Here is a 13845-nt window from a genome sequence, read left to right on the forward strand (position 1 = left end):
GCGTCATTCGTAAGGCGATCAAGAACCGGAAGATTTTTCGGACTGATGAGTCAGTCATGAAGGTAATCTATCTGGCCATGGAAAAAGCTTCCGAGAAATGGACCATGCCGATCAGGAACTGGAAAGCAGCCATGAACCGGTTTGAAATTATGTTTCCTGACCGGTTCAAGGAGTAATAGTTTTGGTGGCGTTTACACAGAATTATTTACAGGCTCGAGCTTAATTGTTGTAAATTGCTCAGCCCGGCATGTACCTCCATTTTATACCTACCCATGTGTTAAGAATAAAGACCGCTAGTATAGATATATAGTGGAATACTTTGACTAACCTTACTGTTAGTGTAAATAACACCACCATTGATGGGGGAGTGTAATCTCATTTGTCTTAGTGTATTAAGCCGTATAAGACATGCATTCTCTCAAGTTGCATTCTTTAAATAGTCATGAATTTTTTGATTTGATGTTAACTGTACTTGATAATCTATCTGATTCGATTGGTTGAAAAATGATGGACGAATTTTTGAGAAATCATAATCAGTCATCCAGTAGATGTGTGCTTTAAATGATTTGAAGCAAAACGCTTTTTACTTAAAGCTGTAGCTAACCTAGCTGATCAACCATAATGGCATTAGAATAAATCAGGCTGCCATCGGATATACTGCGCCCTACGAGGTGAAAATGTCCTCTTTGGTTTTCTTTGCTCAGATATACCCTTAATTGGCAGTCAGTCAGGTTTCCGCAGTCCCTGGAAGTTTTAAGCTCCATTGTGCTGATATCAATATCGATTAACATCTCATTCTGACCATTTTCCAACAGTGCTTCTTCTGCTTGCTCCAGAAGTAGGTGATAATGCTCATTAACCCTGAAATGTATCATCTCGACGGGAACTGCTTTTGAAGTGCGTTGCGCCTTTTTCCAGCCTTCAATAGTAAGTGTGTTCATTATTTTTCTCCTGTTTGTTACCAATATTATTACGTTGGAATACAGGAAAACGGTCACACCTGATTTGTATAAATCCGTTTTTTCTATTTATTAATATTTATATTTCTAATTACTTTAAATAAATGAACAATTATTAACCTTTGGGCTGATACTGCCTGGTCAGCAGCATAAGCCCAGTCAAGATTGGGGTTTTATGAGTTTCTCATCTTCTGGCGATAGTTTTGCATATCCGTCAGCTTCTGCTGAAGTTTTGACTTGAGAGAGAAGTTATCTCCTGACATTTTTAGAGCATACTGCAGGTGTTTGATGGCATCATCTATATTGCCATTCAGGTAAAAGTACTCAGCTCTTGACTGATGAAGGCCTACAATATCCTCTGCAAGCCCCTGAACTTCAGCCAGTTCAAACCAGATATCCGGATCGTCCGGGCGGAGGCGGCTGAGTTTTTGAAGCTCATTTCGTGCGCTGGTATAGTTCTGCTGTTTAAGCAGAATTTCTGTGCGAGTGGCCAGAAGAGGGTAGCTTTCCGGGTTGGTGCTCAGTGCCTTGTCGATACGTGCAAGGCCCTGGCTGGTTTTGCCGGATGCTGCTTCCAGCAGGGATTTGGTCATAATCAGATGAGGGTTGTCAGGGTATTGTTGCAGCAGGAGTTTCATCTGATGCTCTGCTACTGTGAAGTTTCGGGTTTTCATACTGGCCAGCACCAATCCATATCGAGTAGGAGCCCGGCTGGTTTCTGATGCGGCAGTTAATCCGGATTCTAATTCCTTGTTCAGCTGTCTGACCATTTCATGATGATTGTTACTGTTCAGGACAGCGGCGCGCATTCTCATGAACTGGTAGTTCAGTGAGCCTTTATTTGTTCTTATTTTCTGTGCTGACATCTGATCCGCACGAGCTCTCGAGTCGGCAATCCGATTTTCGGTTACCGGGTGAGTGAGCAGGAATTCGGGTGGTCGGCTGCCGTATCGGCTGGCTTTATTCATCTGCTCAAAGATTTCCGGCATTGCCTGTGGGTCAAAGCCTGCTTTGGCCAGAGTGGTGATACCTATGTTATCGGCTTCGCGTTCAAACTGGCGGCTGAACCGCAGGCGCGCACTCTGCATCCCGGCGACGGTTGAGGTCAGTGCTGCAGCACCGGCATCGCCACCCGCCGTTGCCATAATAAGAATAGAGCCAAGAATGGCGGCAGCGTTTGGGATGCTCTTATTGCGAGCCTCTTCTACATTTCGGGCATAGTGCCGTTGGCTCAAGTGAGCGAGTTCATGTGCCAGCACTGCGGCAAACTGGGCTTCAGTATCGGCATTGAGAAAAAGTCCGGTGTTGACTCCTACAATGCCTCCGGGTGCGGCAAATGCGTTCAGAATGGGGCTGTCAATTACCAGAGGAACGAGCCGATGGTCCTGAAGCTGGCTGGAGGCCGCGAGCCGGAAGATAAGATTTTCCAAATAGTCTTTTAGCTGAGGGTCAGAAACCATGGGGGTCTGGTTGCGAAGGGCTTTCAACCATGAACGTCCCAGCTCATACTCTTCCTGCTGTGAAATAATGCCAGAAGTGGTATCGCCAAGACTGGGCAGGTTAAGATTGCTGCTATGTACAGCACTGGAGTAGCTGGACAGTGCAGTAGTCAGTATCGTTGTTAGTAGAAGCGCTGACAGAATGCCCACTCGTTTCATAGAATATCCATACTCGTGTTTTCTACGGTACACTTTATCACGAATCCGTTTATGACGAAGCTGTCTAACACGGTGCTGTTATAAAAATGGTTGATCATGGGTAGGATATTACCTCTTTTGATCTTTTTCCCGCTAAAGTGCTTACACAGTTTTGACGCTTTTATATTGTAGATGTTCTGGTTTTTTTCCCGGTGTCGGCAGTAAGTGTTGTTTCCTGTGGCTGTTTCAAGAGGGAGTATCGCTATGATGGATGTTGATCAGGAACTTGATCTTAAAGGGATGAGCTGTCCGCTACCATTGCTGAAAGCAAAGCAGGCATTGAGCCGAATGCAGTCAGGACAGGTTATTAGAGTGTATGCTACAGATCCTGGCTCTGTCAGGGATTTTGCCAGCTTTGCCAAAATCAGTGGGCATGTTCTGATTGCCAGTGAAGAAGAACAAGGGGTTTTTATTCACACACTGCAGCATAAGTAAGTCAGACAGGCGAGAGCTCACCGGTTTATAAGGGGGCGGTAGCCAAACAATAACGGAGCATTTGATGCTGAATGTAATTAAGGGATGGTTGCACAGCTATCTTTCTGATCAGGAAGCGGTCGTTCTGCTGGTTATCCTGCTGGTTGGCTTTCTTGTCGTCCTGACAATGGGGAAAATGCTGGCTCCTGCCCTGGCTGCTTTGATTTTTGCTTTCCTGATGCAAGGTGTGGTGAACTGGCTTGAGCGGCGACGGATGCCTCATCTTCTGGCGGTCAATCTGGTCTTTATGGGGTTTATTGCAGCGTTGCTGCTGGTAATTTTTGTTGTAGTGCCCTTGGTCTGGGAGCAGGTAACTCACCTGTTAAATGCAATGCCGGGCATGGTCCGCGAAGGTCAGACTCTGCTGGTCAGTTTGCCTGATCTATATCCGGGCTTTGTTTCTGAGCATCAGGTTAGTTTACTGGTCACAACCATTAATAAGCACCTTGCCGACTTTGGTCAGTGGGCATTTTCTTTTTCACTCTCTAAGCTCCCCGGTATCGTTGCTCTACTGGTCTATTTGATACTGGTGCCTATCCTTGTCTTCTTTTTTCTAAAGGATAAGGATGTTTTGCTGGGTTGGATGATAGGTGTTTTGCCTCGCCGTCGAAGGCTGATTGACCAGGTTGCTGACGAGATGAATGACCAGATTGCCAACTATATTCGTGGCAAGGCTATAGAGATTGTTATTGTTGGAGGTGTCAGTTATGTGCTGTTTGCCATATTAGGGCTAAGCTACTCTGCACTTCTGGCTGTGATGGTCGGTTTCTCGGTTGTTGTTCCCTACATCGGGGCGACAGTGGTGACGATTCCCATTGCCATTATTGGTTTTTTTCAGTGGGGTGTGGGTGATCAGTTTGTCATTCTAATGGTGGCCTATGCGATTATTCAGGCTCTGGATGGCAATGTTCTAGTACCATTGCTTTTTTCTGAGGCGGTGAACCTTCATCCGGTTGCTATTATTCTTGCTGTTCTGGTTTTTGGTGGTTTGTGGGGGTTCTGGGGGATCTTCTTTGCAATCCCTCTGGCGACATTATTAAAGGCGGTAATGAATGCTTGGCCTGCAGTGGTGGATGTGGAATCAAGTTAAAAAAGTGGGCCTGGCCCACTTTTTTAATTTAGAGTGTGGCGCTTTTATTACTCCTCTTCGTCGCTCTCTTCGCTGTTGTCTGTCTGGGCCTGAGTATCTACCATTTGTGCGGCCTGCAGAACATCTTCAACGTGTCCCTTAATACGAACCTTACGCCACTCGTGTTGTAGTACACCATTACTGTCGATCAGGAAGGTGCTGCGCTCAATGCCCATATACTCTTTGCCATACATCTGCTTTAACTTGATGACGTCAAACAGCTTGCAGAGCGTTTCATCTTTGTCTGAAATCAGTTCAAAAGGAAAGTCATGTTTGGCACGGAAGTTTTCATGAGCCTTGATGCCATCTTTGGATACGCCAAAGACGAGCGTGTCTGAATCTTGAAATTGTGTGTAAAGGTCTCTGAAGGCCTGTCCTTCACTGGTGCAGCCGGGGGTGTTGTCTTTTGGGTAGAAAAACAGTACGACTTTACGACCTTTGAGCTCAGAGAGTTTGACCGTCGTGTCGCTGGTCGCTTGGGCGGTAAAGTCAGGAACGGGTTGGCCCAGAGTTACGCTCATGTTTTATCCTTAGTCGCTCTCATTTGGTTAAATAGCTGCAGGTTCTATTGGTCTAATACAGCAGCCCCAGAGGATTATAAATTTATCGGCTCAGGCAGCGAAAGTTCGACCACTCCCCCGCCTACATTTCTAAGGCGATGCTGCCTCCTCTTCAAAGCCATCTTATATGAGAAGAAAGAACCCTGAAGCCAATACGGAAGTCATTATTAAATTCAGGGGGATAGTTTAAACCATCACTGAAAAAAAGGCAGGTTCTGAAGCTGTATTCAAAAATTTGAGGCTTTTTCTCTCCATAAGCTTCTGCTTTTTCAGCAAAGAGCCGGGTGGTGGTGGATTTCGGCCTTGTGAATATAAAGGGGCATTAGTAACATTACGCGAGATTCTGCCTTTAGGAGTGAACTGATGATTACCGGGAGCCTGGTGGCAATTGTTACCCCCATGTATGGCAATGGTGAGCTGGACTGGGAGAGTATGCATGCACTTGTAGAGCATCATATCGACCAGGGAACAGATGGGATCGTGGTGGTAGGCACCACAGGTGAGTCAGCTACTCTGACTGTGCAGGAACACTGTGAAGCCATTAAACGGATGGTGGATCAGGTTAATGGTCGGATTCCTGTGATTGCCGGTACAGGGGCGAACTCGACAGCAGAGGCAGTACATCTGACAGCTGAAGCCAAGGCATTGGGGGTTGATGCCTGTTTACTGGTGACACCTTATTACAACAAGCCAACTCAGGAAGGTCTTTATCTTCATTATAAAATGGTGGCTGAATCGGTCTCGATTCCCCAGATTCTCTATAATGTCCCCGGTCGTACTGCGGTAGATCTTTTACCAGAAACTATAGGTCGCCTGAGTCAGCTTGATAATATTGTTGGTGTTAAGGAAGCTACGGGTATTATTGAGCGCGGCAGACAGATCCGGGAACTGTGTGGTGATGACTTTGCTATTTATTCCGGTGATGATGCTACAGGCATGGAGCTGATGCTCCAGGGGGCAAATGGTGTTATCTCTGTCGTCAATAATGTCGCCCCAAAAACTATGCATGAATTGTGTGTTGCTGCAATTGCAGGTGATCGAAGTAAAGCTGAAGCACTCAATGCCCAGATTGACGCATTGAGCAGTAAGCTCTTTCTGGAAGCCAATCCGATTCCAGTAAAATGGGCGTTAAAGGAGATGGGTATGGTCAAGGAAGGTATTCGTTTGCCATTGACACCCCTCTCGGAGTGTTATCACTCCGATGTTAGAAGTGCACTGCAAAAGGCGGGGTTGGTTTGATGGTTCCAGGTCAAAGGATTAGTGAGTTGAAAAGGCACACCCGGTTGGGCCTGTCTGTTGCTATTGGCGCATTGGTGCTGACAGGTTGTGCCAATCCCTTTGGCCAGCAAGGGTATCTGCGGGACCGTGCCGGAGACTACACCGAGGCGCAGACAGCTAAGCCCATTACATTGCCAGCGGGATCTCAGGCCAAAGAGCTGGGTGATGTTCTGGTCATTCCTGAGGCTGGTCAGGCTGGTCAGGCTGGTCAGAAACTGTCACGAGAGTTTGAGGTTCCAAGGCCTTCCCAGCGATTAATGATGAAAGAGGGTGATCATTACAGTATTGAGCGTGATGGCAGTCAGGAATGGTTGTCCGTTGATCGTCAGCCCGGAGAAGTATGGCCTGGTGTGCTTGGCTACATTGAGGCGTTGGGTGTTGGCATCGGTATCAAAGATGTTTCAAAAGGCGTTATTGAAACCCAATGGAATGACTTTGGTAACGATAAAGATCATGGTGTGATGTATCGAACACTGGGTAAGCTGTTTGGTGTCGATGACCTTGATCCGATGGAAGATCGCTTTCGCTTTGAGGTTCGTAATGGTTTGAAAGGGGGGACGACAGAGGTTCATGTCTATCATCAGGGGCGGCCATTCTCTAAAAAAAGAAAGCAGTCCCCGATTCCTGAGGGCTGGGATAACCTGGGAGAGCGAAGCAAGCGGTTGGATAACGGTGTGCTTGCAGAGCTGCTGGTTTTTCTGGCACGCAACGAAGCTAAATCATCGGTTTCTCTGCAGGCTCAGGGGGCTGATATCGCTTCGCTTACGGAGTCGGGTCGAGATGGTAATGGCAATCCGGTCCTGACCGTTCGAGGGCTGTCTTATGCCCGTGTATGGGACGCTGTTTCCAATGCTCTGAATCAATCTGGGCTGAAGGTTGTGGATCGTAACCGCTCCGCAGGCCTCTTCTATCTTGCCGATAGTGTTCCACAACTGAAACAGGACGAGAAAAAGAAGAGCTTCTGGTCAGGTTGGTTCAGTGATGATGAAGAAGACACTGATGTTTCTGATGAGAAGAAAACGTTGACGGTCAGGGTGAGTAATTACTCTGAAGTGGTTCAGCTTTCTGTAGAAAAAGATGTTAATACATCGGCTCCTGCAGATGTTAGTCGAAGGCTGCTCAAGGTTATCCAGGACAACCTTCAATAAAAGAAGCAGGCGTAGAGCCTGCTTTTTTATAACTGTTGATTTTCAAAGTGCAGGGTTCTGCTTTGCCATTTATGGTGTGTCGATCAGGCCATATTCTTTAGCCAGAACCTCGATAATCTCGGCCTTGGGGTTGTCAGAGATATTCAGAGGCTTCCCGGTAATTGTCTCGGCGATGTCTGTATAGGTCCTGGAGAGATCCATAAATGCACTTTCTGGTAATGCATGCTCCCGGGCAAGCGCTTCCCGTTCTGGCATTCTCTCTTTGTTCAGTAGAATATCCGGATCAGGGAAGTGGTTGAGCAGGAACTGCCTGAAGCTCTCTTTTGATTTCTCAATCACCTTGTCTTGTCGGTATGCTTCACCATCCCAGATTCTGGATGAGTCTGGAGTACCAACTTCATCCATATAAATCAGCTTTTCCTGCCCGCTGGCATCGGTAACGTAACCAAACTCGAATTTGGTATCAACAAAGATCTGGTCCAGGGCTGACAGAGACTGGCTGATAACGCTGAACCCTTCCTTTAGCAGTATTTCGTATCGATCAATGTCTTCTGGTGTACTGAAATTAAATGAGGAGAAGTTATCTTCAAGGTTTTTACGGGTAATGTTTACGTCATCGGCTTCGGGGACGCCGGGAACTCCCCTCATTACGCCTTTTGTTGATGGTGTAATTAATAGCTCTGGCAGCTGCTGGTCTTTTTTCAGCCCTTCCGGTAACCGGATTCCACAGAACTCGCGTTCTCCTTTACTGTAAGAGCGCCACATTGAACCGGTGATGTATTGGCGACAAATAGCCTCAACCATGACCGGGCGTGCTTTTTGTACTATCCATACCAGTGGGTGGGGGATATCCAGAATATGGCTGTCAGCCAGACCGTGTTCCTTGAACAGGTTAAACCAGTGGTTAGAAATCGCATTCAGTGCAGCTCCCTTACCTGGAATCCCTTTTAATCCACCTTCGCCATGCCAGATACAGTCAAAAGCACTGATACGGTCGGAAATGATCATAATGGCCAGTGGCGCATCGTGAGCAACATCATAGCCTTTTTCATGAACAAGACGCCTGCTGTCAGCTTCGTTAAGCCAGTAGACGGAGCGGACTTTGCCGGAATGAATAGGAAGGTCGGTTCTAATCGGGAGATCGTTGTTAACGGCCAGGACCTTATCAGCAAGACTCATTGCAACTACCTGTTCTGTATTGTCGATTTATGACGAATGATGGTGGTACAACTATACCCAACGCTATTTGAGGTGCTTGCAGGCAACAAGTGAAAGAGTGTCGACCTTCAGCAGCCTGAATGCTGGTGAGTATTTTCCTGGCTGATGACAGCTGAGCTATGAAAGGCCTTTTATCATGCAGGCTAACTACTTAACTATATGAAGGTAGAACTGGTAGTTGGCAGCACGTAAATGCTCAAAAGCTCTTTCACAGGGAATGGCTCATTACTGTCTGAGTCTGTGCATCCTTGAACAGAACCTAACCAGCGCAAGGCGTGACCGGGGGTGTTCAGACTCGAAATCATAGCAAATAACCGATGCTCTCTGTACAGGAAAAAAATCCATAGTACGACTTTACGGGCTTGGAGTTGCTCAACAGGGGCTGGTTTATTAATAACTGTTTGTTATTAAGGCTTTGGTTCGGGATCTTTGGCGGGAGCCTTAAGGTGCTGGTTAGAAGAGGGCTCTAATTTTTTTTATGCACAAATGTCAAGCGATTGACGTGTATTTTTTTTTGGCGCCATAAGTGACTGATTTTGTAAGTACTTATCCTAAGTGCATGAAAAATATAGAGAAAAAATAGGTTAAAAAATGAACAGTTTGATAAAGGGGTAGTAAACATCAGTCTTTGTGACGGGTTGTGTGGGGTCATCCACAAACTTATCCACAGTTTCTGTGGGTAAAGTAAAGATGGCTGTCTCGGGTTGAAGCCTATTTATGCAAAGTACCGCTAATTCCAAGATATTCTTAAAGAAAAGTTTTTTTCTGTCGGGGTGATTTTGCGGTGGATTGCGGCGAAGTGTTCAATCACATTCCTTCAGGTAGAGCCTGATCATTAAAAAATGAAGGTTTAAAAATGCTGGCAGAGGCCTTATCGCCAGGTGAAAGTATCTTTATCATCCCTACATAGCTTAAAGTTGCACTGTGGTTATTGCAGCCAGAAGTGCGGCATAGGGTCAGCAGGATTTTCAAGGTGGCAAATGTGATGAATGAGCAAAGCTTCGTGGTGGATGTGACAGAAGCGAATATTCAGGAAGTGCTTCAGCAGTCCGTCGATCAACCAGTACTTCTTTATATAGGTATGCAGAGTGATCCGGCCTGTTCGGCTCAGCTGGGTGTTCTGGAAACGCTGGCTGCATCTTATCAGGGCAAGCTGATACTGGCGAAAGTGGAAGCAGAAACAGAACAGATGTTGGCTCAGCAGTTGGTGAATCAGTTGCAGGTAAGAGCATTGCCTGGGCAGGTGGTTTTACACCAGGGCCGGCCGGTTCAGGTGTTCAGCGGACCTCAGTCAGAAGAGGTGCTTCGTGAAGTGCTGGATCCACTGACCATGAGTCCGGCAGAAATGATTCGCCAGCAGGTTGAGACGTTGATGGCCGAAGGTGAGGCAGGCCAGGCACTGGAGCTCCTCCAGAATATTCTGAAAGATGAGCCTGATAACCATGCACTACAGGTGTTGCAGGTTAATCTGCTGTTGGAGGTTGGGCGTATTGATGAAGCCCGTCAGTTGATGGCTGTACTTCCGGGAGATGCGGAAGGTATTGCCCAGCCTAAAGCCAAGTTGTCCTTCTATGAAATGGTTGCAGATGCACCTGCCCGTAGTGAGTTGGAAGCCCGGCTGGCCGACAATGAAAATGATCATGAGGCTCGTTACCAGCTGGCGATTCGGCTGGTGATTGCTGATGAGAATGAAGAAGCGCTGGAGAATCTGCTGACGATTGTTCGTCGGGATCGTGAGTTCCGCGAGGACGGTGCCAGACTGCTGATGTTGAAGGTGTTTGATCAGCTGGGCCAGGGCAACCCGGTTGCCAAACGCTATCGTGGAAAGCTCTTTGGCCTGATGCACTGATTGTTTTGAACCACAAAGATCACAAAGAGAGCACAAAGTTTAAAAATCTTTTCTTTGTGCTTTTTGTGAACTTCGTGGTTCAACATCTTAAACGGTCTCTTTTTCTGGAATATCCACAGAGAAGCTGGCCACCTCATTTCTTTCCAGCGCTTCTTCGCTCATTCCTCCAAGGTTTTCCATCAGTTCGTCCAGCATCTGTTGCAGCGTGAGTGTCATGATGGAGAAATCAGCGTCAAACTGCTCGGCTGCTGTTTCAGCATTGACTTCATCAAGCTGCTCCTGAATAGAGTCGGTGAACTTCAGTTTGCGAATCACCAGATCATCACCAAGAACGAAGCTCAGGGCATCATTCCATATCAGTGCCATCTTGCTGACCTGTTTACCAGCTTGCAGGTGAACCTCAACCTCTTCACCAACCAGCTCCTGCTTGCTGACTTTGACCTGACCTCCTTCATCTCCAGGCTCGCGGAGCTCACATTCATCACCTAGCACCAGTTTGTCAGGCATGGAGACTTCCTGAGCCAGCCAGCGCGTCATGGCATGAGAGGGCATATTCTTGAGTGGCGGATTAATAATCGGCAGGCTGCCAAGACATTCGCGCAGACAGGATGTCAGCTCTTCCGCTTTCTTGAATGAAGAAGCATCAACAACCAGCCAGCCTTTAGCGGGGTCAATATAAGCAAAGGTGTTCTGACTGCGGCTGAATGCTTTTGGCAGCAGCTCCATCAGTACATCGTCTTTTAATGTTTTCTTCTCTTTGCTGAAAACCTGACGATCCTGCTCCTGTTCAATTTGTTCAACTTTCTCTTCCAGTGCGTCCTTGACCACGCTCGCTGGAAGGATCTTCTCTTCCTTGCGGGCGGTAATCATAATGAAGCCATTTCCAGCATGGGTCAGCAGTTCACCATGCTTGCCTAATGGTGGGACCCATCCATAGGTGCTCATATCCTGACTGCCACAGCTGCGAAAGCGTTTCTGACGGAGTTGCTCTTCAAGGTCTTCGGCAGACGTCTTGAATGGCTGGGTAAAACGATAAAAGATGAGATGTTTGAACCACATGATCGTTCCAGAATCCTGATTAGTAGGAAGTTTGGCCACTTTCCATATTGTCGGGCTGCACTTCCGAGTATGAGCTCAAGGCTGTGATGGAAAGGCACATGGTAGCAAACCCTGACCGTAAAATAGTGACTGATGTTTATAAAGATAAAGAGGGTATAAAAAAAAGTCTTTAATAACTGTTGCGTATCAACAGGTTAGCTGCTTATAATTCGCCGCGTTGTTGAGAGGGGCTCTCGGGAAACTTGAAGTGCCAAAGCAAAGTTCTTAACAATCTCTTTAAAAGAGTTCAGGGTGATTAGCTCAGCTGGGAGAGCATCTGCCTTACAAGCAGAGGGTCGGCGGTTCGATCCCGTCATCACCCACCAGATTCAGAGATGTTGTTAGCATCCAGTGTTCATAGTGCAGTTGTTGTTAAAAGGCTTCTGTTGTTTATGAAATCAGCGGACCGGTAGTTCAGTCGGTTAGAATGCCGGCCTGTCACGCCGGAGGTCGCGGGTTCGAGTCCCGTCCGGTCCGCCATCTCTATTTTGCTTTTGATGCCAACAAGTCTTGAACAGGGCTTGATATCGAGGGGGGTTCTGGTAAAGTCTCCCTCCCGTAGCGCTGGTGGCAACACTGGGGTGATCGGAAAAAGTTTCAGCGGACCGGTAGTTCAGTCGGTTAGAATGCCGGCCTGTCACGCCGGAGGTCGCGGGTTCGAGTCCCGTCCGGTCCGCCATTTTATTCCTGCGTTCAAAGCGTGTGAATAAAAAAAATTGGGTGATTAGCTCAGCTGGGAGAGCATCTGCCTTACAAGCAGAGGGTCGGCGGTTCGATCCCGTCATCACCCACCATATTCAACAACATCAGTTGTTAACAGAGTGACCATAAATTGAGCTTTAATGTTTGATTTATGACAGCAGCGGACCGGTAGTTCAGTTGGTTAGAATGCCGGCCTGTCACGCCGGAGGTCGCGGGTTCGAGTCCCGTCCGGTCCGCCACTTTATTCCTGCGTTCAAAGCGTGTGAATAAAGAAAAATTTGGGTGATTAGCTCAGCTGGGAGAGCATCTGCCTTACAAGCAGAGGGTCGGCGGTTCGATCCCGTCATCACCCACCACATTCAACAACGTCAGTTGTTAACAGAGTGACCATAAATTGAACTTAAATGTTTGATTTATGACAGCAGCGGACCGGTAGTTCAGTTGGTTAGAATGCCGGCCTGTCACGCCGGAGGTCGCGGGTTCGAGTCCCGTCCGGTCCGCCATTATTATTGAGATAGTACTGAAACCCTTACGATAGTTGTCGTAAGGGTTTTTGTTTATGGGTTCTATATCTAATGAGCTCATTTCTTATCCCATTTTTCTTAAAGATTTCTTTTTGCTTTTTCTCCGTGATGTGGGAAAGCTTCTTGCCCTTCAGTATTTCTTCACCTTTGAAGCATTCGTAAAACCCACTTGAGAAAACAGCGTGGCTTAGTAACCTCCTTTGATGCTTTCTTCATGGCTATCCATTTTGATCCTATATTTATAAGACGTTTTCTGTGTTTAGAGTCAGGGTAACGTGATATATCGATTTTTCTTTCTTTCAGTATTCATGGTGCTGCTGATATCTCAGGCCTCTGCACAAGTAAGATTAACTGATGCTTCATTGAAAGAGGTTGTTATTGATATCTCGTCTTTGAGTGATAGCCAGAAAAAAATCTACGTCTTCCCCAGTGGTGTGGGTCAGTTGGCTCTGTGCAGTGATGCTAAGGGGAGTGTTACTGAGAAAATTGAGTTATCAGACGAGCCTTATACGATGGGTAGATTATTTTCGGTTTTGCCCGTTGGAGGTGGAGCGGCTGTTCAGCACTATACAGTGGGGGTGTGGCCAAAGAACACTAGTGAAGCGGAAGATGAGGTGGTTAAAGGTCAGTTATACCCGGTCTCATTTCGTTCAGGCTGCCGCTCAGCTCAACACAATGCCAGGCTTAGTTTGACATTTCTAAACCTTGGCAGTCTTCCGGGGGGGCGCTATGAGAGTCGATTACAGGTTAAGGCCGAAGGGCAAACAGATGCCATATATCTTCCAGTTAAGATTATGGGTGGAGAAGTAATCCAGATTTCAGACCTTAAGGATCTGACCTTTGAAAAGAGTGGCTCCGTCTGGGAAGCAAGCAATTCGAACATTTGTGTTTACAGCACGGCTCCAGGTTACAGTCTTGAAATTCAGTCTCGTAATAATGGACAGGTAAGGAATTTTCAGAGTGTTGGTGCGTCCTATTCTGCCTATTGGAAAGTGGGGGCAGGGCCGGAGAATTCTTTATCCAATGTACTTGTTACCGGAGGTGTGGCGTTAAGAGGATTGAAACCTGATAACGCCCAGGGTTGTCCAAATATCAGGTCCACACTCAGGGTATCGTTACTAGACTCTGCAGTTACGGCCTTGCCTGCGGGCATCTACCAGGATGTTATTACGCTCACGGTTCGGCCAGAATAAAGGTGTTCAGTTTTCT

The 13845-nt window shown here is 47.0% G+C and carries 11 protein-coding genes, 7 tRNA genes and 1 pseudogene; 14 read left to right on the forward strand and 5 right to left on the reverse strand.

The genetic code is table 11. From position 1 onward, the window contains the following. A pseudogene (locus tag AK963_RS31790) lies at positions 1-176 on the forward strand (IS256 family transposase); the annotation flags it as partial. A gap of 423 nt (positions 177-599) precedes the next feature. Here the strand turns inward: AK963_RS31790 and AK963_RS04525 are convergent. Next, complete coding sequence (locus AK963_RS04525; protein WP_066014290.1) at positions 600-941, reverse strand: hypothetical protein; 342 nt, start codon at positions 939-941, stop codon at positions 600-602. Between the two features lie 191 nt (positions 942-1132). Further along, complete coding sequence (locus AK963_RS04530; RefSeq protein ID WP_066014291.1) at positions 1133-2617, reverse strand: M48 family metalloprotease; 1485 nt, start codon at positions 2615-2617, stop codon at positions 1133-1135. Between the two features lie 243 nt (positions 2618-2860). Between AK963_RS04530 and AK963_RS04535 the strand changes: the two genes are divergently transcribed. Both AK963_RS04535 and AK963_RS04540 read left to right on the forward strand, forming a co-directional pair. Next, a complete protein-coding gene (locus AK963_RS04535; RefSeq protein ID WP_202969719.1) occupies positions 2861-3091 on the forward strand; it encodes a sulfurtransferase TusA family protein in 231 nt (76 codons plus the stop codon). A gap of 64 nt (positions 3092-3155) precedes the next feature. Further along, complete coding sequence (locus tag AK963_RS04540) at positions 3156-4220, forward strand: AI-2E family transporter (protein WP_066014292.1); 1065 nt, start codon at positions 3156-3158, stop codon at positions 4218-4220. A gap of 47 nt (positions 4221-4267) precedes the next feature. Here AK963_RS04540 and AK963_RS04545 read toward each other — a convergent pair whose 3' ends face one another. After that, entirely contained in the window at positions 4268-4780 is a 513-nt protein-coding gene (locus AK963_RS04545; RefSeq protein ID WP_066014293.1) for a peroxiredoxin, read from the reverse strand. 402 nt (positions 4781-5182) lie between these two features. Here AK963_RS04545 and dapA point away from each other — a divergent pair, with 402 nt between their 5' ends. After that, positions 5183-6058, forward strand: coding sequence for a 4-hydroxy-tetrahydrodipicolinate synthase (dapA, locus tag AK963_RS04550; protein ID WP_066014294.1), 876 nt, complete (start codon positions 5183-5185; stop codon positions 6056-6058). Positions 6059-6084: 26 nt separating this feature from the next. Further along, positions 6085-7245: an outer membrane protein assembly factor BamC gene (gene bamC / locus AK963_RS04555; protein ID WP_175404437.1), complete on the forward strand. Its 1161-nt coding sequence runs from the start codon at positions 6085-6087 to the stop codon at positions 7243-7245. Positions 7246-7314: 69 nt separating this feature from the next. Here bamC and AK963_RS04560 read toward each other — a convergent pair whose 3' ends face one another. After that, positions 7315-8424: a phosphoribosylaminoimidazolesuccinocarboxamide synthase gene (locus tag AK963_RS04560; RefSeq protein WP_066014296.1), complete on the reverse strand. Its 1110-nt coding sequence runs from the start codon at positions 8422-8424 to the stop codon at positions 7315-7317. Positions 8425-9448: 1024 nt separating this feature from the next. Here AK963_RS04560 and AK963_RS04565 point away from each other — a divergent pair. Continuing rightward, a complete protein-coding gene (locus AK963_RS04565; protein ID WP_238593640.1) occupies positions 9449-10312 on the forward strand; it encodes a tetratricopeptide repeat protein in 864 nt (287 codons plus the stop codon). A gap of 87 nt (positions 10313-10399) precedes the next feature. On the opposite strand, the gene rdgC is transcribed toward AK963_RS04565, so the two are convergent. Further along, complete coding sequence (gene rdgC / locus AK963_RS04570; RefSeq protein ID WP_066014298.1) at positions 10400-11371, reverse strand: recombination-associated protein RdgC; 972 nt, start codon at positions 11369-11371, stop codon at positions 10400-10402. 289 nt (positions 11372-11660) lie between these two features. Between rdgC and AK963_RS04575 the strand changes: the two genes are divergently transcribed. The 8 genes from AK963_RS04575 to AK963_RS04610 all read left to right on the forward strand — a co-directional run bounded on the left by AK963_RS04575 (position 11661) and on the right by AK963_RS04610 (position 13829). Beyond that, positions 11661-11736, forward strand: a tRNA-Val gene (locus AK963_RS04575). A 77-nt stretch (positions 11737-11813) separates the two neighbouring features. Beyond that, positions 11814-11890, forward strand: a tRNA-Asp gene (locus AK963_RS04580). Positions 11891-12012: 122 nt separating this feature from the next. After that, positions 12013-12089 (forward strand) — tRNA-Asp (locus tag AK963_RS04585). A gap of 39 nt (positions 12090-12128) precedes the next feature. Then, positions 12129-12204 (forward strand) — tRNA-Val (locus AK963_RS04590). A gap of 70 nt (positions 12205-12274) precedes the next feature. After that, positions 12275-12351 (forward strand) — tRNA-Asp (locus tag AK963_RS04595). A gap of 41 nt (positions 12352-12392) precedes the next feature. Next, positions 12393-12468: transfer RNA gene (locus tag AK963_RS04600), tRNA-Val, on the forward strand. Positions 12469-12538: 70 nt separating this feature from the next. Next, a tRNA-Asp gene (locus AK963_RS04605) sits at positions 12539-12615 on the forward strand. A gap of 383 nt (positions 12616-12998) precedes the next feature. Continuing rightward, the gene (locus tag AK963_RS04610; RefSeq protein WP_139117245.1) at positions 12999-13829 is read left to right on the forward strand and encodes a hypothetical protein; all 831 of its coding nucleotides are present in this window, start codon (positions 12999-13001) and stop codon (positions 13827-13829) included. Positions 13830-13845 lie beyond the last annotated feature (16 nt).

Origin of the sequence: Endozoicomonas atrinae (genome assembly GCF_001647025.1) — a bacterium.
In the GTDB taxonomy this organism is placed as follows: Bacteria; Pseudomonadota; Gammaproteobacteria; order Pseudomonadales; family Endozoicomonadaceae; genus Endozoicomonas; species Endozoicomonas atrinae.